Source organism: Chroococcidiopsis thermalis PCC 7203, assembly GCF_000317125.1.
GTDB lineage: Bacteria > Cyanobacteriota > Cyanobacteriia > Cyanobacteriales > Chroococcidiopsidaceae > Chroococcidiopsis > Chroococcidiopsis thermalis.
Genome location: NC_019695.1, coordinates 5,504,090 through 5,520,022 on the forward strand (window position 1 = coordinate 5,504,090; position 15,933 = coordinate 5,520,022).

A 15,933-nucleotide genomic window follows, 5' to 3' on the forward strand; every position below is an offset into this window, starting at 1 on the left:
ACTTCCAACCCATGTCACCCCGCTCTGGATACACCTTACCAGTATTCGCTTGTGCTGCGGCTGTAGCAGCTTTACAGCAGATCAAACAAGGGCGATCGCTCGATCGCGTTTCAATCGACTTACTCGAACCACCTGAAATTGTCGAAATTGCGATCGAACAAGTAGCCGAACTCAAGCCAGGGATGGCTTTAGCAGTTACCCGCAGCGATCCTGGGGATAATTTGGACATCACGCGCAATACCCCAATTTGGGCATTGGTAGAATTGGGAGTCGGGGAGAAGAGGGCTGGGGGAGACAAGGGAGACAAGGGAGAGGGGGGAGACAAGGGAGAGGGGGGAGACAAGGGAGACAAGGGAGACAAGGGAGACAACACCAACTACCAACTACCAACTACCAACTACCAACTACCAACTACCACGCACCCGCAAAATATCATCATCAATGGTGGGGAAGGAATCGGCAGGATAGTCAATGATTCTTCAATTCCGAATTCCGAATTCCGAATTCCGAATTCCCCGGCAATTTACGCCTATGCCCAAAGATTGCTGTACGCCAACTTAGAGCGATCGCTTGCTCCAGGGGAAACAATTCAAGTTACGATTATCCTTCCAGAAGGCAGAAAACTCGCGGAGCGGACTTCTAATTCTGCTTTTGGCGTGGTAGATGGACTCTCTTTGCTGGGGACGACAGGGATCTCTCAACCTTTGAGCGCCCCAGGACAGTTAGATATCTGTCGCGAACAATTACAAACAAAAGCACGACAGTTTGAAAGTTTGGTTTTTTGTGTGGGAGAAAATGGTCTAGACTTAGCACCTCAACTGGGGATCGATCGCGAACGGTTAGTTAAAACCGCAAATTGGCTGGGTTCTCTGCTAGTAGAGGCGGGATTGCAGGGAGTCAAAGAAATTTTGTTGTTCGGCTATCATGGTAAGCTGCTGAAACTCGCAGGTGGGATTTTTCACACGCACCACCACCTGGCTGATGGACGGCGCGAGATCCTCACGGCACACTGCGCCAATTTAGGCTTACCGACAAACGTTCTTCAGGCAATTTTTGCTTGTCCTACAGCGGAAGCCGCGCTGAAATATTTACGGGAATTGGATGTAAGAGAAAACAGCGACTGGGTAAGTCGAGTTTATGAAACGATCGCCTCAGAAATCGATCGACGTTCTCAGGAATATATCTACAATCACAGCGATCGCCAAGTTAGTGTTGGTACAGTTCTGTTTGACCGCGATCGTCAAATTTTAGTCAAAAGCGAAACTGCTACTACCATCCTGGATCACTTGTGTTAACTTAATAAGAATAAACATTTTAAAGATAGCAATAAATACAGTTTTAGTATCCCTCTTTAGATAGGGATATATTTTTTAGATTTGTCATCGAGAGCTTCATCTCTTAGAGCAACCTTTTCTCATCCAGTAGGACTTCCAGCAGTGACAATACAAACAGAAATGCCGCCACAAGATACGTCACTCAGGCGGCTAGCTCGACAAACGATCGTGATTCTTGACTTCGGCTCTCAATATTCGGAATTGATTGCCCGTCGGATTCGCGAGACTCAAGTTTATTCTGAAGTGATCTCCTATCGCACCAGCGCCGAACAACTGCGCCTACTCAATCCTAAAGGAATTATCCTCTCAGGGGGACCCAATTCCGTGTATGACAAAGGTGCTCCGCAGTGCGATCCCGCAATTTGGCATTTGGGTATCCCTATCCTTGGCGTGTGCTATGGAATGCAGCTGATGGTAAATCAGTTAGGCGGGCAAGTCGTTCGCGCCGAACGGGGAGAATATGGTAAAGCAGCCTTGCGTATAGACGATCCCACGGACTTGCTGACCAACGTAGAAGATGGGACGACCATGTGGATGAGCCACGGGGATTCGTGCGTCAAGCTACCGGAAGGATTTGAAATTCTCGCCCATACAGAAAATACTAGCTGTGCGGCGATCGCCGAACACAATACAAAACTTTACGGCGTGCAGTTCCATCCAGAAGTCGTCCACTCAATCGGTGGTTTAGCATTGATCCGCAATTTTGTCTACCATATTTGCGACTGCGAACCAACTTGGACGACAGCGGCTTTTGTTGAAGAGTCAGTGCGAGAAGTACGGGCGAAAGTCGGTGATAAGCGAGTGTTGTTGGCACTTTCGGGTGGTGTAGATTCTTCTACCCTAGCTTTCTTGTTACATCGGGCGATCGGTGACAAACTGACTTGTGTATTCATCGATCAAGGCTTTATGCGCAAGCACGAACCGGAACGGTTGGTGAAGTTGTTTCGAGAACAGTTTCACATTCCGGTAGAGTATGTTAACGCTAGCGATCGCTTTTTAGCTGCGATCGCGGGTGTTACCGATCCCGAAGAAAAACGCCGTCGGATCGGACATGAATTTATCAGCACGTTTGAAGAAAGTTCCAAGCGTCTCGGACCCTTCGACTACCTCGCGCAAGGGACGCTTTACCCAGACGTGATCGAATCTGCCGATACTAACGTCGATCCCAAAACAGGCGAACGTGTCGCGGTGAAGATCAAGAGCCATCATAACGTCGGTGGTTTACCCAAAGACTTGAGATTCAAACTCGTCGAACCCCTCCGCAAACTCTTCAAAGACGAAGTACGTAAAGTCGGACGGGCGATCGGTTTACCGGAAGAAATTGTTCAGCGCCAGCCATTCCCTGGTCCTGGCTTAGCAATTCGGATTATTGGTGAAGTTACAGCCGAACGGTTGGAAATTCTCCGCGATGCAGATCTGATCGTCCGTCAAGAGATCAATCGGCAGGGTTTATACAATGACGTATGGCAAGCCTTTGCAGTCCTTTTACCAATTCGTAGCGTTGGTGTCATGGGCGATCAGCGTACTTATGCTTACCCAATTGTCCTACGCCTCGTTACTAGCGAAGATGGGATGACAGCGGATTGGGCAAGGGTTCCTTACGATTTGTTGGAATTAATTTCTAATCGGATCGTGAATGAAGTCAAGGGCGTAAATCGCGTCGTCTATGATATTACTTCTAAGCCACCTGGAACCATCGAGTGGGAATAGGAAGAGATTGTGAATATAGAGTTCGATCTCAAAGAAATCTTGACTAGGTTAGAAACCAAAGTTGACAAGATTTCCGAAGATGCTAGCGATATCAAAACCAATCTAGTCAGAGTGGAAGCAGAACTCAAAGGCGAAATTTGGGTTTTGGATGAAAAAATAGACGGTATTGTCAAGTGGGTTGACACCCAGGAATTCATCAACCGAGGAGTGGTAATTGGATTAGTACTGGCAATTTTAGGAGGGTTTGCCAAAATCTTTGGTTTTGTTTCCTAAATCGTACTTGAGTGGGGTGGGCATTGCCCACCCTACTTCTCACTAGGGCTTTGTTTTTTTTGTAACTCAACAGCGAACAGTTGAATCAATTCATCTTGCTGAGTATTGTCTATGTTGGCGAGTTGACGGCTAATAGGCTCAACTAGTTGTGATGGAAGCCCCCAAAGCTGTAGCAATGCAGTAAAAGTATAGTAGTGTTGATTATTAAATGCCATGACTTTTGTAGTTTTTTAGAGTCAGTAATGTGGTATAAATTGTAACGTTAGTATTTGCTGACTGCAAGTAAGTACTAGCCCTTACTTTTTGACTTTTAGCTTTTGACTTTTGACTTTTGCTCTACCAACTGACTCACATAGCGATCGCCCCAATCGCGCATCATCAGTAAAATTGGTTCTAAACTGCGACCGAATTCGGTTAAAGAATATTCTACTTTCGGTGGCACTTCAGCATAAACGGTACGCTTAACCACACCATCTTTTTCTAATTCGCGTAACTGCAAAGTCAACATTCTTTGAGTGCAGCCTTGTACTAGACGCTGGAGTTCGTTGAATCGCTTCGTTCCCTCCATTAAATGAAATAGGATCACGCCTTTCCATCGACCACCAATCACATCTAATGTTGCTTCTACAGAGCAACTGTAGCGGTAATCGTATTGTCTGCTTTGCATAGAATGCCTCGGATAGGATAATTTTTGATCCTACTGCACAAGTTTGATACTACTTCACAAAATTGTGCGTACTTGTCAATTTTTAATTTAGCCTAGAAACTCAAAGTATAGTTTTTGAAGTGCAGCTATTTAAACGAAGTGCAATTAGAAGTAAAGTCGCACTTTCATTTCAGCTTGCTGTTAGTTATTTGTCGCGTTTCAACCAATGATTGAGGTCGTCTCAATCTACAATTTTGTGCTGTCTGTCAACTAATTGGAGACATTTATGAAAGCATACGAAATTCAAAACGACAAGCCAGGTTTGGATGCTTTAACTTTAGTAGAACGCCCGCAACCGCAACCCAAAGCTAAACAAGTTTTGGTAAAAATGAAAGCTGCATCCCTCAATTACCGAGATTTACTAGTTGCAAAAGGAGCTTACGATCCCAAATCTCTCAAAGTAATAGTGCCGCTTTCTGATGGTGCGGGGGAAGTTGTCGCTGTGGGAGAAGGTGTGACGCGAGTGAAGGTAGGCGATCGCGTTGCAGGCATTTTCATGCAAACATTTATATCGGGAGAATTAACAGCAGAAAAAGCCAACTCTGCTCTTGGTGGTGCGATCGATGGTCTATTAGCAGAGTACGTTGTCTTTGACGAACAGGGAGTTGTCAAAATTCCCGCACACCTATCTTATGAAGAAGCTGCAACTTTACCTTGTGCTGCTGTTACAGCTTGGAATGCAATGATAGTAGAGGGACAACTTAAAGCAGGTGATACGGTGCTGCTACAAGGAACAGGTGGCGTATCGCTGTTTGGCTTGCAATTCGCAAAAATGATGGGCGCACGAGTTATTCTAACTAGCAGTAGCGATGACAAATTAGACCGTGCTATCCAGCTAGGCGCAGATGTAGGAATTAATTACAAAACTACGTCCGACTGGGATGAAAAAGTTGAGAAATTGACCGATGGTAGAGGTGTAGATCTAGTTGTAGAAGTTGGGGGATCGGGAACGCTGTCAAAATCCCTTCGTGCCGTGCGCTATGGCGGTAAGGTAGCGATGATTGGCGTGCTTACAGGTATTGCAGGAGATGTCAGCACTGGTTCAATCCTGTTCAAACATATCCGAGTCCAAGGTATTTATGTAGGCTCTCGCGATTTATTTGAAGACATGAATCGGAGTATTAAGCTGCATCAAATGAAACCGATTATAGATCGGGTCTTTCCATTCCACGAAGCCAGAGCAGCACTAGCCTATCTCGAAAGCGGCGCACACTTCGGCAAAGTCTGTATAAGCCTGTGAGAATCAAACGGATCCTAGAGGACTCGAACCTCTGACTTACCGATTAGAAATCGGTTGTTCTATCCACTGAACTAAGGATCCAGAAACTAAGTCAAGGTAGAACATTGCTACCCTAACAAAAAGTAAGCTGCACTTACATTAGAAGTGAGCTTACATATCCTATCAAAAAATTGGTCGATTGTGGATGACTATCCAAAAGTCGAGCTATTCCAGCCCCACATGTAACCTTTCGCGTCATTAAATTCAATGTAGATGCGATTTTTGTCTACACCCAGCGCCTGGTTAATCTGCTGGCAAAAGTCTTGACTCATTGCCTTAGTTTGCTCTGGCTTCATTGCTCCAACGCTTTTTACTTCTACATAGCAAACTGGATCTAACGTTCCAGCAAAAGTCATCGGTACACCAGGTTCAAACGCTGTCATTACGTATGATTCTGGTTTACCTGTATGTTTTGCCAACATGGAAGATAGGCTTTTCAGCAACGCTTCCACGTCAGATTCAGCAGGAGTCGCGATCGAAGTTTGGACTTTAATTAATGGCATAGTTAGTAAGTGACTAGTGGCTGGTGGCTGGTGACTAAAATAGCTTCCTTGTCTCCCTTGTCTCCCTTGTCTCCCTTGTCCTCTTTCTAGCCTCCATATTGCCAGCCAGTTGTCTCCAAGCGCAGCGCGTCTCCTTCACGGTGAACGCCAGCAGCGATGACTTCGCCAACATAAACTGTATGGTCGCCTTTTTCCACCGCGCCAACAACTTGACACTCGACATAGCCTAAAGAGTCAGTCAAGATCGGACACCCCGTTTCACCGAGATAAAACTCAATATCGTCGAATTTGTTGCCTACTCGTCGTTGGGGTTGAAAGAATTTTTGGGCAATGTCTTTTTGTTCGGCATCGAGAAAACTGATAGCAAATACCCCACTGGTTTTAATCATTTCGTGGGATTTGGAGTCTTGTTTGACACAATTGACTATTAAAGGTGGTTTGAAAGAAGCTTGCATGATCCAGCTAGCAGTGAAGCCATTCACGTCTTCTCCATCTTTCACACCACATACATAAAGTCCGTGCGGAATCTTCCGCAACATGGTTTTCTTGGCTTGTTCGTCTAGCAAGGCGCGTTCCCCTCAGTTATTTTTACTTCACTAAGTAAATCTTATCGAACCGCAGGGGACAGTTATCAGTGTACAGACGTTACATGTAACGTCCGTACAAAGTTATCACTTATCAGTGACCGTAATTATGGATTGAGTTTTTGCTGAGGGCGAAACAGGTGGGTATGTTCGGGATGGTAGAGGCGAGATCTTGCCGTGACTTCTCCTAGTGCAGGACTGATAACGTAAAGAGTAGTACGAATTAGGTTTTCTTTGTGAGTAGTCTCTGCCATTTTGTCAAGGGTGGTGACACAAATTCTTTCGTCTTCCCAACCCAAGCGAAAACAAATTGCTACGGGAGTTTCTGACGGGTAGTGTGCCAATAATTGGCTTTGTGCCGATTCTACATGACGGGCGGCGAGGTAGAGGCAAAGACTAGCTTGATGGGCGGCGAGGGATGACAATTCTTCTCTTTCTGGAACTTGCGTGCGTCCGCTAATGCGACAAAGAATAATTGTTTGTACGAGTCCGGGGACGGTTAATTCAACGTTGAGTTTGGCAGCAGCAGCTTGAAAGGCACTGATCCCAGGAATGACTTCAAACGGAATTTCAGCGGCAGCGAGGGCTTGTATTTGTTCGTGGATGGCGCTGTAGAGACTCGGATCTCCAGATTGCAGGCGGATCACAGATTTATGCGATCGCACCCTTTCCACCATCACGGGTAAAATATCCTCTAAAGTTTTATTTGCCGTATGGATAATTTCTGCTTCTGGACGGCACATTTTTAAGATTTGTCGCGGTACGAGGGAGTCGGCATAAAGAATGACATCTCCCTGCATTAAAAGCTTTTGGGCTTTAACGGTCAAAAGTTCTGGATCGCCTGGTCCTGCCCCTACAATGTATACTCCTGGGGCGAGGGTAGGAATTGATGTGCGATTTAACTCGATAGTAGATTCAGAAGTATTAGACATAGGCGATCGAGAGCTGCTTGTAATCGCAGATTTAAGATTTTCTCCAAATTTTCACATTCTTTTCCGAAGTCGAGTCACTTCACGATGAAGATACCTATTGGTAGATGCTGCATCATAAGTAAGCCCTAAATTCAGCCCTTAGGGCTTTTTTTTCTTAAGATTCAGCGCTTGGAGACTTCTATCCTTGGTTCTGGTGCTGTAACTGGAGGCGCAACATCTGGTAATGAACGACGATAAATATATAACCAAGCAAGCCCTAATAACCCGATGCCAACTCCTACTAGACTCACCATTTGAGCCATCCGCAACGGTCCTAGCATTAAACTATCGGTACGCAATCCTTCAATCCAAAAGCGCCCTAAGCTATAAGCTACCATGTAGGTTAAAAATAGCGTGCCAGTCTTCAAACGCAATCCTTGTAAGCTGCGGAAAAACAAATACATTAAGAGCCCGAATACCATTAAATTCCATAACGATTCGTAGAGAAACGTAGGATGAAAGTATTCAAAATTTCCGTATCCAGGCGGACGGTTGCTAGGAGGAATATAGAGTTTCCAAGGTAAATTTGTAGGGCTACCAAAGGCTTCAGAATTGAAAAAATTTCCCCACCGTCCGATCGCCTGTCCTAAAATCAGCGAAGGAGCAATCAGATCGGCTACTTGCCAAAAAGAAATCTTGCGTAACCGACAAAAGATTAAAGTTGCGATAACTCCACCTATGATTGCACCATGAATGGCAATTCCACCCTCCCAGATCGCAAAGATCTTACCTGGATTGTTAGCATAGTTCGACCACTCAAATAATACATAGTACAAGCGGGCAGCAGGGATCGCTCCCACGACTAACCAAATCGCTACATCGCCAATAATATCGGGGTTAACGTGACGGCGTTTAGCCAAATATTGCGATAGAGTAACTCCAATTAATACAGCCGAGGCAATCAGCAGACCATACCATCGGAGTGTCAAAGGACCAATTTGTACCAGAATTGGTCCAGGAGAAGCAAATTGCCATGCCAAAGGCAAATCGGGAATCGCAGGTAGCATTGGGATTATATGTTTGAGGGTGTTTTGCCTGTGCAACAGCACAGGCTACGGAATTTATCTTACATCTAGTTAGTCAACACCCAATTTACCAGAGTTCGCACGCCAAAACCGGTTGCTCCAGCGTTGTTATAGCCATTTTCCTTGTCCGTCCAGACAGGACCAGCTACATCCAAATGCACCCAAGGAGTTTCTTTAACAAATTGTTTGAGAAATAGGGCAGCGGTAATCGAACCACCAGCACGGGGACCCGTATTCTTCATATCGGCAATCCCAGACTTCAAACCCTCAAAATATTTTTCTTCCATAGGTAGCCGCCAAAACTTTTCGCCTGCAATCTCAGCAGCAGCTTGGATTTCATGAGCTAAAGCATCGTGGGGAGTAAATAATCCCGCGATCTCATCTCCCAAGGCGACAATGCAAGCACCAGTTAAAGTAGCTAAGTCAACGATCGCATCTACGCCTAATTTTTCAGCAAACACCAGCGCATCTGCTAAAGTCAACCGTCCTTCAGCATCGGTGTTATTCACTTCAATCGTCTTGCCATTTGAGGCTTTGAGGATATCGCCAGGGTGCATGGCACGACCGCTGATCATGTTCTCAGTAGCAGCGCTGATAAAATGCACTTCTACATCGGGCTTCAGTTGCGCGATCGCTTTAGCTGCCCCTAGAGTCGCCGCAGCACCACCCATATCCATTTTCATCGTTTCAATCCCGCTGCCAGCGCCCTTAATATTCAAGCCGCCAGAATCGAAGGTTAAGCCCTTACCAATAATCGCCAGCTTGCGCTTAGGCGTACCATCGGGTTTGTAGGTCAAGTGGATGAATTTGGGAGGCAACTCCGAAGCTTGGGCAACACCTAAAAACGCGCCCATACCTAACTTTTCACAATCTTCCCGTTCGAGAATTTCAACCGCCAATCCGTGTTCGGAGGCGATCGCCTGTGCTGTTTCTGCCATTGTGACTGGTGTTACGGCATTAGCTGGAGCAGCCACCAATTCCCGCGCCAAAATTACACCCGAAGCAATCTGGCTGGCACGGGTAACAGCATCATCTTGACTGCCCAACCCTAGTAAGTCAACTCGCTCTACAGTTGGCGGTTTCTCTTCTGGTTCTGACTTAAACCGATTATCTTGAAATAAAGCCAGTTGAATTCCCTCAGCCAAAGCTTGAGCCGTTGCAGTCGGATCGTTATTCCACGCTGGCAAGCTAATTCCTAAAGTTTTACACCGTTCCTTTTTCGCTAACCGCGCCACTGCCGCAGCTGCTTTACGCCAGCTATCTATTTTTAGTCCATCTGGCTTACCCAGTCCTACCAATATGACTTTGCGGACGGCGCTACCACCGCTAACCCGCGTCACCGCCGTACTACCTTCTTTCGCCTTAAACTCCGTATCTGCGATTAGTTCCGCGATCGCCCCAGCAAATTTTCCGTCCAGCTCTGCCAGTTCGCCTGTCAATTCTACAGCATCCTCAAATAAACCAAGGGCAAGAGCATCTCCAGCCCAGTCTAGAAGTGGTGTATCAATCGCTCGAATTTCCATTACTCTGCGTTCCGCTTTTTAGCTTCTTGTTCCAGTATTGCGTAAAAAAGGGAGTAGGGAGCAGGGAAGAAAGACAAGGGGGACAAGGGGGACAAGGGGGACAAGGGGGACAAGGGGGACAAGGGGGAACTCGGGGACCCCACGACCGAAGGGAGTGGGGATTAGGGGGCGAAGGGGGACAAGGGGGACAAGGGGGACAAGGGGGACAAGGGGGACAAGGGGGACAAGGGGGACAAGGGGGACAAGGGGGACAAGGGGGACAAGGGGGAATAACTACCAACTACCAACTACCAACTACCAACTACCCATTACCCATTACCCATTACCCATTACCATTAAAATGATATAAGTCATGAGTTAAATTCAGATCGAGTGGGAGACAGCGACTTACTTAAGGGAATTAACCTGTACCTGGTGGGAATGATGGGTGCGGGTAAGACGACAATAGGAAAAATACTAGCAGCCCAACTCGGTTACGGGTTTGTCGATACGGATGCAGTCATCGAACAACTGACACAAAAATCAATTAACCAAATCTTTGCTGAAAAGGGAGAAACAACGTTTCGGCAGATAGAAACTAAAGTCTTATCAGAAGTTTGTGCCTACACTCGTCTCGCCATTTCTACTGGTGGCGGAATAGTACTGCGGCGAGAAAACTGGAGTTATTTGCATTATGGCTTAATTGTTTGGCTGGATGTGCCGGTCGAACAACTCTACAGCCGCTTAGCAGAAGATAATACTAGACCTTTACTACAAGATCCCGATCCAATTGGAAAACTGCGATCGCTCCTCGATGAGAGGCGATCGCTCTACGCCGAAGCTGACTTGCACATTACCCCTCATCCCCAAGATACGCCAAATGCGATCGCAGCACAGGTATTAGAAGCAATTCCTTCAGTGTTGAAAGCGAAAGTCGGCAGTCGGGAGTAAGGAGTCGGGAAAGGAGGACAAGGGGGACAAGGAGGACAAGGAGGACAAGGAGGACAAGGAGGACAAGGAGGACAAGGGAGCAACTACCAACTACCAACTACCACTCTTCACTGATAACTGATAACTGAATCACTGATAACTGAATCACTGATAACTGTCAGCATACTGCCAAGCTTGCTCGAACTGCTTTTGGACGACTTGAGCTTCCGCTTGCTTGTTCTGTGCTTTAAGGCTTTGCATTAACCCATAGAGAGACCAGCCGTTTTCGGGATAAATATTCAAGTCATCTCGATAGGCTTGTTCTGCTTGGGCGAAGCGACGTGCTTTGAGTAAAATACCTCCTAGCGATTGCCGTGCAGGTTGAGACCAGTCAGCAGGCTCGGTATAAACAAGAGCATCTTCTAGCTTGACCGCTGTTTGCAAGTGTGCGATCGCCTGTTGGTAATTTTTCTGTTGTGCTGCAATTTCACCTGCTAGCACTTGGGAAGCAAGATTTAAAATACTTGCCGTTGAGTTAAAGCCCCAAATTTTGATGTCTTGCAAGGCTGGAATCGCGGCGATCGCTTGTAGTTTTTTTAATTCCCGCATTGCTGGTTTTATCTGACCTTTGGCAGCAAAAGCGCGTCCGCGTGCGTAGTGCCAAACTCCCGAAGGATATTTCAGATCTTTTGCGGGTGCAGAGGTTGAGAGAATCCGATCCCATTGCCCAAACCGAATATAGGTGTACGTGGGAATCGTATAGAAGTGTTGCAAGGCTCCAGCAAAATCGGGCTGTCGCATGAGTTTTGCATCTACTTTAGCTGTGCGAAGTGCTGCCTGGGTTGCGACTTTACTCTGTCCAGTCATTAAGGCGGCGAACCAGAGAAAATGATGGTTGTGGGGCATATAAGCCAACGGATAAATCCCCTCTACCTGGTTCCGAGCCGCGTAAGCGTTGTCAGCAGCAATCCCGCGTTGATTGGACAGTACGGCATCGTGATATCTGCCTACACGAATATAGATGTGCGATGCCATGTGTACTAAGTGACCGGAATTGGGAACCAGTTGCATCAGGCGATCGGCAGACGCAACTCCCAAATCGGGACGTTCTTTCTCTACGGCATGAATGTAGAGATGGTTAGCACCAGGATGGTTGGGATGTTCTTGTAGAATTGACTCTAAGGTGGCGATAATCTCTTTACCTGCTAGTTTAAGCGTGCCATCTTCCTCCCAGTAATCCCAGGGAGTTGTGTCCATTAAAGATTCAGCAAACAAAGTTGCTGCATCTGGATCGTCTGGGTAGCGTTGGGCAACTTCTCGCATGGCGTTAGCATAGGCAAGATCGAATGACTTGCGGTCGTCAACTGGCTGCGATGGGTAACGTTTTGCTAATGCTTGAATGTAAGCCTTTTCTTTGTCACTAGCATTTTTACTCAGCTTAAGTGCTTGCTGGAGCGATCGCCAAGCTTCAGACACTGCTTCTGGTTCCATCGGTGCGTTGATGTTGGGTCCAAGGACGAGGGCAACACCCCAGTAGCAGATCGCACATTCAGGATCGAGTTTAGCAGCTTCTTGGAAGGAACGGGCTGCTTCTGCATGATTGAACCCATATGCTAAGGTTAAACCTTGGTCGAAGTAGCGTTGAGCGAGTTTTGAATTCGTTGAAATAGGGTGGTGGAGATTACCGAGATCGTCAAACAGCGTTGCAGAGGGTTGAGATGATGTTGCTTGAGCAAGGTGCATCGCATGAGGGTTAGACGGAGCGCGATCGCGGTTCGATTCTTTTGCCACTGCTAATTTCAATGGTGCAGACTGAGTGACAGCTAGTCCTAACGTTATTAATAGCGCCCAAATAAATAGCGTGAGGCGTTTAGAGACGAAAGACATATGTTCTCCAAAAATTGAAATTCGTGAAATTCTGTTATGTGTTATACCTACACGTGGTCTTCCAGAAAATTTCAGAATAGGAGAAACAAAAATATACAGAAGCAATACATCTGTATGGGCGCGCCGTACGCCCCTACTGCAAATACGTGTACCTCATTCAATTGAAAATTGCGATAAATGCACCCAGGTTGAACTTAAGGTAATGGCGCTGTGGAGTTGACGCTATAACTGGAGGTAACTTTACCAAGCTGCGATCGCAATTGCGGATATTGTGTCTCAGGAACGATGAAGTGAATGTAAGAAATTTTGTCATCGTCTTGTTTGACAAAACCGTAGCCCAACATTTTGCTTTTTTTACCTTGCAGGTTGGTCACTGCATAACTCCAATGAACTTGCAGCCAACCACCACTCGCTGGTTCGGTGGCAGCTAACTGAAAATCAGGATTGGCACGATACTGTTGTTGGGCTGCTCTGGCTAAAAATCGGCTCAATCTTGCTTGGGGAATTTGACCTTTTTGCTGAAATGCTTCTCTAGTAAAGACATCAACTACAATAGCTGCATTATTTGTCGGATCGTACCAGCTAACAATTGCTTCACCTGTCGTACTGCGATCGCGACGCTGCCAGTTTTCCGGTACGTCTATGGAAAACAGATTGGTATTGTAAGTATAAGTTTTTAGCCGACCGATTTTCACTTGTTCGTTCAAGTTTGATGTTGTCGATGCTGGCTGCGGAGAAACACCATTTGGCTGATTGTGAGTTGTTGATGAGGAATTCAATTCACTCGGTTTGCCGTTTTGCTCTGCGATCGTTGTAGGAGAGTCATTATTGATAGAATTCGTTTTTGGTCTTGTTACATAGCTAATTGCCACAAATAACACGGCTAGAGCTACTAAGCTACCGCAAAGAATTAAAGCAGCTTTTGCCAAAGTGACTAGTTTACTAGTAGCAGAGGTTTTAGCTTTTTCACGATTAGCTTTACCTGAAGTAACGCCTGTCTGAATTTCTTTTCTCTCTACTTGCTTGGGAGGCGTAGAAACTGCCGTTGGTGGCGGAGGAGAGGATTCTGGAATAATTGTCTGTGAAGCAGGAGTCGGTGGAGTTGCACTCGCTGGCGTTTGTGGCGCACTAACTCTCGGTGAAGCAGGAGTCGGTGGAGTTGCACTCGCTGGCGTTTGTGGCGCACTAACTCTCGGTGAAGCAGGAGTCGGTGGAGTTGCACTCGCTGGCGTTTGTGGCGCACTAACTCTTGGTGAAGCAGGAGTCGGTGGAGTTGCACTCGCTGGCGTTTGTGGCGCACTAACTCTTGGTGAAGCAGGAGTCGGTGGAGTAGGATTTGGTGGAGTTGCAGTCGGTGGTGCTTGTGGCGCACTAACTCTCGATGGAGTAGGAGTCGATGGAGTTGCAGTCGGTGGTGCTTGTGGCGCACTAACTCTTGGTGAAGCAGGAGTCGGTGGAGTTGCACTCGCTGGCGTTTGCGGCGCACTAGCTTTCGGTGGAACAGTATGAGTGTCGAGCTGCTGCAAAGCTGCTAACATAGCAGGCGCATTCATGTAGCGATCGCGGGCGGATGGTTGTATTGTTTTATCTAAAATCACCGCAAATTTTGGACTCACATTTAATGTTTGCTGTCGCCAGTGGATCTCACCCGTCAAAGGGTTAGTTTTCAGTTCTTGCGGCATCTTACCTGTCAGTAAATAAATTGCTGTCAAGCCTAAAGCATATAAATCGCTAGCAAATAAAGGTTTTCCCGCTGCTTGTTCGTTGGGAATAAATCCTGGCGTACCTACCACAATCGAACTTGTGGCACGACCGGAAGCCGTTACCGTCGTTCCCATGATTTCCTTAATCGTGCCAAAATCAACTAGTACGGGTTTGCTATCTCGCGATCGCCAAATAATATTGTCTGGTTTTAGATCGCGGTGAATAATACCTTGACTGTGAATGTATTGCAGAACTGGCAGTATATCTAATAGTATTTCTTTAACTTCTCGTTCGCTAAACAGTCCTACTTGCTGGACGCGATCGCTCAGAGTTTGACCTTGAATCCACTCTTGAACTAAATAAAATTCTCCAGCCTCTATAAAATAGGCATACAAACGAGGGATTTGACTATTGATATCGCCTAGCGTTTCTAAAGTTGCGGCTTCACGCTGAAATTTTTCTCTGATTATTCGATCGACCTGGGGACTGTTTTCGATCGGTTTGAGCTGCTTAATGATACATTTCTTACCAGAAGGCATCTGAGTGTCTTCTGCTAAAAAAGTCTTCCCAAACCTCCCATTTGCTAGTTCTCGCAGCACTCGGTAACGATTTTTTAACAAGATTGCTGCCATCGGAAGTTGCTGATTTTCAGTTTTAGTTCTAACATACCACGTTCGGTTGTCAGTTATCAGTTGTCAGTATAGAGACATTACATGTAACGTCTCTACTGCTGGTCGAATCGCTGCATAAACTAACTGAGGGCAACCTAAGTAACATGTAACAAGCATTGCGCAGTAGGAGAAACCCCATGCACGCTAACATCTGGTCTATCTTTGCTATCTTAGCTGTACTAGTTCAAGTAATCCCTGCTGTAGTTGTCTTATACTTAGCATCGGCAACGGATCGGCAAGAATGGTTTTGCTAGAAAACTTTACTAACTAGAAAACTTTACTAAGTCGAACTCTGCAAAATAATGAAATTTTGTTACGACATCTACTGCTACTTTCGGTTAATCTGGAGTTAAGCTTATGTTGAGTTTCAGTAAAGATTTAATAAAGACTACGGCTGGTTTTGACATTTTGGCTGGGAAAATACTTAAATTAGTGATGTAAGAAAATTTCTTCTTTGCTTCTCGATCTTGGCATCATCGAGGCGCAAAACTCGCTATACAAAAACACGAGAAAGATAACTGTGACGCTGTCTACCTTGCAGACAGATAGCAAAGGGTGCTAACTACAGCCTATTTGCAATGCTAAGCAGCATTACAATATCGATTTAAACAAAACAAAGCTAAAAAAAATTAAGCACGGTTCCCGACTTTAACCAAACTCTGAGGAAGTTAGGTTTACCACTTAAGGCAGAGCATTCTGTAGCTTTTGCTTGCATCTCTGCAACATTTGCTATGGGTAATCTTGCTACTTTTATGCAATTTGCTGTTAGTCTTGGGTGCTGGTAACAAATTTACTTAGAAGTATGCACTTTTTCCGTAATCTTTATCACTCAAGTTGAATTTGTAGTTATATAT

15 protein-coding genes and 1 tRNA gene are annotated in these 15,933 nt (G+C 45.9%); 6 read left to right on the forward strand and 10 right to left on the reverse strand.

The genetic code is table 11. From position 1 onward, the window contains the following. Window positions 1-11 precede the first annotated feature (11 nt). The 3 genes from cbiD (at window position 12) to CHRO_RS23945 (ending at window position 3,317) form a co-directional block, all read left to right on the forward strand. The gene (gene cbiD / locus CHRO_RS23935) at window positions 12-1,295 is read left to right on the forward strand and encodes a cobalt-precorrin-5B (C(1))-methyltransferase CbiD (RefSeq protein WP_015156812.1); all 1,284 of its coding nucleotides are present in this window, start codon (window positions 12-14) and stop codon (window positions 1,293-1,295) included. A 159-nt stretch (window positions 1,296-1,454) separates the two neighbouring features. Next, on the forward strand, window positions 1,455-3,044 hold the full coding sequence (gene guaA, locus CHRO_RS23940) for a glutamine-hydrolyzing GMP synthase (RefSeq protein ID WP_041462616.1): 1,590 nt from the start codon (window positions 1,455-1,457) through the stop codon (window positions 3,042-3,044). A 9-nt stretch (window positions 3,045-3,053) separates the two neighbouring features. Next, on the forward strand, window positions 3,054-3,317 hold the full coding sequence (locus tag CHRO_RS23945; protein WP_015156814.1) for a hypothetical protein: 264 nt from the start codon (window positions 3,054-3,056) through the stop codon (window positions 3,315-3,317). A 32-nt stretch (window positions 3,318-3,349) separates the two neighbouring features. On the opposite strand, the gene CHRO_RS23950 is transcribed toward CHRO_RS23945, so the two are convergent. Further along, window positions 3,350-3,532 (reverse strand): hypothetical protein, encoded by a 183-nt coding sequence (locus tag CHRO_RS23950; RefSeq protein ID WP_015156815.1) that lies wholly within the window; start codon window positions 3,530-3,532, stop codon window positions 3,350-3,352. A 95-nt stretch (window positions 3,533-3,627) separates the two neighbouring features. Next, window positions 3,628-3,984 (reverse strand): winged helix-turn-helix transcriptional regulator, encoded by a 357-nt coding sequence (locus CHRO_RS23955; RefSeq protein WP_015156816.1) that lies wholly within the window; start codon window positions 3,982-3,984, stop codon window positions 3,628-3,630. 265 nt (window positions 3,985-4,249) lie between these two features. Here CHRO_RS23955 and CHRO_RS23960 point away from each other — a divergent pair, with 265 nt between their 5' ends. Beyond that, complete coding sequence (locus CHRO_RS23960) at window positions 4,250-5,263, forward strand: zinc-dependent alcohol dehydrogenase family protein (RefSeq protein ID WP_015156817.1); 1,014 nt, start codon at window positions 4,250-4,252, stop codon at window positions 5,261-5,263. An 8-nt stretch (window positions 5,264-5,271) separates the two neighbouring features. On the opposite strand, the gene CHRO_RS23965 is transcribed toward CHRO_RS23960, so the two are convergent. From CHRO_RS23965 to CHRO_RS23990, 6 genes are all read right to left on the reverse strand, one after another. Then, window positions 5,272-5,344 (reverse strand) — tRNA-Arg (locus CHRO_RS23965). A 107-nt stretch (window positions 5,345-5,451) separates the two neighbouring features. Continuing rightward, window positions 5,452-5,805, reverse strand: a complete 354-nt coding sequence (locus CHRO_RS23970) for a phenylpyruvate tautomerase MIF-related protein (RefSeq protein WP_015156818.1) — start codon at window positions 5,803-5,805, stop codon at window positions 5,452-5,454. 86 nt (window positions 5,806-5,891) lie between these two features. After that, complete coding sequence (locus tag CHRO_RS23975) at window positions 5,892-6,371, reverse strand: flavin reductase family protein (RefSeq protein WP_015156819.1); 480 nt, start codon at window positions 6,369-6,371, stop codon at window positions 5,892-5,894. Between the two features lie 125 nt (window positions 6,372-6,496). After that, complete coding sequence (cobM, locus tag CHRO_RS23980) at window positions 6,497-7,321, reverse strand: precorrin-4 C(11)-methyltransferase (protein WP_015156820.1); 825 nt, start codon at window positions 7,319-7,321, stop codon at window positions 6,497-6,499. A 161-nt stretch (window positions 7,322-7,482) separates the two neighbouring features. Continuing rightward, complete coding sequence (gene lgt, locus CHRO_RS23985; RefSeq protein WP_015156821.1) at window positions 7,483-8,367, reverse strand: prolipoprotein diacylglyceryl transferase; 885 nt, start codon at window positions 8,365-8,367, stop codon at window positions 7,483-7,485. Window positions 8,368-8,432: 65 nt separating this feature from the next. Continuing rightward, complete coding sequence (locus tag CHRO_RS23990) at window positions 8,433-9,908, reverse strand: leucyl aminopeptidase (RefSeq protein WP_015156822.1); 1,476 nt, start codon at window positions 9,906-9,908, stop codon at window positions 8,433-8,435. Window positions 9,909-9,945: 37 nt separating this feature from the next. On the opposite strand from CHRO_RS23990, the gene CHRO_RS34570 reads away from it, so the two are divergent. Further along, entirely contained in the window at window positions 9,946-10,257 is a 312-nt protein-coding gene (locus CHRO_RS34570) for a hypothetical protein (protein WP_281168605.1), read from the forward strand. 71 nt (window positions 10,258-10,328) lie between these two features. Continuing rightward, window positions 10,329-10,838: a shikimate kinase gene (locus tag CHRO_RS24000; RefSeq protein WP_051033297.1), complete on the forward strand. Its 510-nt coding sequence runs from the start codon at window positions 10,329-10,331 to the stop codon at window positions 10,836-10,838. A gap of 144 nt (window positions 10,839-10,982) precedes the next feature. Here CHRO_RS24000 and CHRO_RS24005 read toward each other — a convergent pair whose 3' ends face one another. Both CHRO_RS24005 and CHRO_RS34575 read right to left on the reverse strand, forming a co-directional pair. Next, window positions 10,983-12,704 carry a tetratricopeptide repeat protein gene (locus CHRO_RS24005; protein WP_015156825.1) on the reverse strand — a complete coding sequence of 574 codons (1,722 nt, stop codon included), beginning with the start codon at window positions 12,702-12,704 and terminating at the stop codon, window positions 10,983-10,985. A gap of 194 nt (window positions 12,705-12,898) precedes the next feature. Continuing rightward, entirely contained in the window at window positions 12,899-15,040 is a 2,142-nt protein-coding gene (locus tag CHRO_RS34575; RefSeq protein WP_015156826.1) for a protein kinase domain-containing protein, read from the reverse strand. Between the last annotated feature and the right edge of the window lie 893 nt (window positions 15,041-15,933).

Excerpts from the sequence above, each read along its gene's own strand:
- CHRO_RS23955 (WP_015156816.1), bottom strand. The coding sequence starts at position 3,984 with ATGCAAAGCAGACAATACGATTACCGCTACAGTTGCTCTGTAGAAGCA.
- lgt (WP_015156821.1), bottom strand. The coding sequence starts at position 8,367 with ATGCTACCTGCGATTCCCGATTTGCCTTTGGCATGGCAATTTGCTTCT.
- CHRO_RS24000 (WP_051033297.1), top strand. The coding sequence starts at position 10,329 with ATGATGGGTGCGGGTAAGACGACAATAGGAAAAATACTAGCAGCCCAA.
- cbiD (WP_015156812.1), top strand. The coding sequence starts at position 12 with ATGTCACCCCGCTCTGGATACACCTTACCAGTATTCGCTTGTGCTGCG.
- CHRO_RS23960 (WP_015156817.1), top strand. The coding sequence starts at position 4,250 with ATGAAAGCATACGAAATTCAAAACGACAAGCCAGGTTTGGATGCTTTA.
- CHRO_RS23950 (WP_015156815.1), bottom strand. The coding sequence starts at position 3,532 with ATGGCATTTAATAATCAACACTACTATACTTTTACTGCATTGCTACAG.
- CHRO_RS34575 (WP_015156826.1), bottom strand. The coding sequence starts at position 15,040 with ATGGCAGCAATCTTGTTAAAAAATCGTTACCGAGTGCTGCGAGAACTA.
- guaA (WP_041462616.1), top strand. The coding sequence starts at position 1,455 with ATGCCGCCACAAGATACGTCACTCAGGCGGCTAGCTCGACAAACGATC.
- cobM (WP_015156820.1), bottom strand. The coding sequence starts at position 7,321 with ATGTCTAATACTTCTGAATCTACTATCGAGTTAAATCGCACATCAATT.
- CHRO_RS23970 (WP_015156818.1), bottom strand. The coding sequence starts at position 5,805 with ATGCCATTAATTAAAGTCCAAACTTCGATCGCGACTCCTGCTGAATCT.
- CHRO_RS23990 (WP_015156822.1), bottom strand. The coding sequence starts at position 9,908 with ATGGAAATTCGAGCGATTGATACACCACTTCTAGACTGGGCTGGAGAT.
- CHRO_RS24005 (WP_015156825.1), bottom strand. The coding sequence starts at position 12,704 with ATGTCTTTCGTCTCTAAACGCCTCACGCTATTTATTTGGGCGCTATTA.